Source organism: Streptomyces sp. NTH33 (assembly GCF_003236365.1).
GTDB lineage: Bacteria > Actinomycetota > Actinomycetes > Streptomycetales > Streptomycetaceae > Streptomyces.
In genome coordinates, this window is sequence record NZ_POTZ01000843.1 from 1 (window position 1) to 1,613 (window position 1,613).

The window sequence follows — 1,613 nt, forward strand, 5'->3', positions numbered from 1 at the left end:
GGATGAACTCCGGATTGCCCTGGGCCCGGTCGAACGCGCCCAGCAGACCGTTGATCCCGTCACCGGGATAGCCGTACACCCGCTTGACGCCCCACTCGGTCAGGCGCTGCAGCACATAGTCGGCGACTTCGGTCATGGGTTCCTCCGGAGCGGGGAGTGAGGGCGGTGGGTCCTCGGGGTTACCTCCCAGCCCCGCCGGTAAACCGCGGCCTGTGGGCCCGTTCGAGGGACTTCGAAGCGAATCTTTGCGCAGAGCAAAATTATCGGAGCGCTCACTGACCGCCCACCAGCCGGAGCCCCACAGTCGCCAGGCCCCTCCGCCGCACATCAAGACCAGTGCTACAGCCGGAGATCTTGTGACGGTGCCCGTGCGGTGTCGTTGACCGGGCATGATGCTGGGTGTGACGGCTGAGCAGATAGCTGGGTGGGATACCGAACTGTCCGCGCTGACTGGTTCGTTGGGGTACTTGTTCAACCGGCCGGAGCCGCGGGTGGTGTTCGCGCAGTTCGTCGAAGGACTGCTGGCAGAGTTGCCGAAGAAGAACGGCTGGACGCTGTCGGAGCGGGCCGGGCATGTGACCGCGGACCGGATACCGGATGCAGTGGCTGCTCGACGGGTCGGTGTGGAGCGCGGATGCGTTGCGGGACGCGGTGCGCGAGTACGTGGTGGCAGGGCTGGGGGACCATGGTGATGCTCACCTACGCCGCCGCTGCCGGGCACGCCTTCATCGATCGACGCCTGTATCTCCCCGAGGACTGGACGGACGACCGCGAGCGGTGCCGTGAGGCCGGAGTACCCGACGGGATTGCCTTCGCCACCAAACCCGCGCCGGCCATCACGATGCTCGAGCAGGCCCGCGCGGCCCCCGTACCGTTCTCCTGGGTGCTGGCTGATGCCGGCCACGGCCGTGACCCGCGGCTTCGCGCCTGGTGCCACGGGCGGAAAGTACCGTACGTATTCGGCGTCCCGGCCGACCTCCCGCCCGACGGCCCGCCAGGCAAGCCGCGCCAGCCGGCCGTGCAGCGCGCCGATGACCTGCTCCACTACGCGAAGGTCCGTGACCGGTGGGAACGCCGCTCCTGCGGCGACGGCGCCAAGGGCGAGCGTCTCTACGACTGGACGGCCTTCGCCGTGCAGGTCAAGGACGAGAACCCGGCCGAAGGCTTCACGCACTGGCTGGTGCCGCGGCGGTCCCTGCACCCCAACCGGCGCGGCAAGGGCGGCGGGCTCCACCGGGAGAGCGCCTACTCCCTCGTCCACGCCCCCGTCGGCACCCCGGTCTCGGAGGTCATCGCCCGGGCCGGTGGCCGGTGGCAGATCGAGGAGGACAACGAGATCAACGAGCAGCTGGTCGGCCTGGCCCGGTACCGGGTCCGCAAGTGGACCCCCTGGCACCGGCACGTCACCGCCTGCATGCCGGCCACCGCGTTCCTCAGCGTCCAACGCGCCGCCGTCCCCGAACCCGACCAGACCCTCGAATCCGAGCCGGAGCCGGCCCCCGGATCAGGGAAAAGCTTCGAGCGTCGACGAGAGCGAGGCCGCTGGCTGATCCCCGGCCCGCTCCTGCGGCCCTCGGTCCACACCATCCGGCGCTGCCTGGCCGCCACCCACC

The 1,613-nt window shown here is 70.0% G+C and carries 2 protein-coding genes; one reads left to right on the forward strand and one right to left on the reverse strand.

The window, feature by feature from the left end; genetic code table 11:
* Window positions 1-136: thiamine pyrophosphate-binding protein (locus C1I97_RS42255; protein ID WP_146608431.1), on the reverse strand; the 136-nt coding region annotated here is incomplete at its 3' end.
* Window positions 137-691: 555 nt separating this feature from the next.
* Here C1I97_RS42255 and C1I97_RS36860 point away from each other — a divergent pair.
* Window positions 692-1,613 (forward strand): IS701 family transposase (locus C1I97_RS36860; protein ID WP_181447091.1); only part of this gene is annotated, 922 nt, incomplete at its 3' end.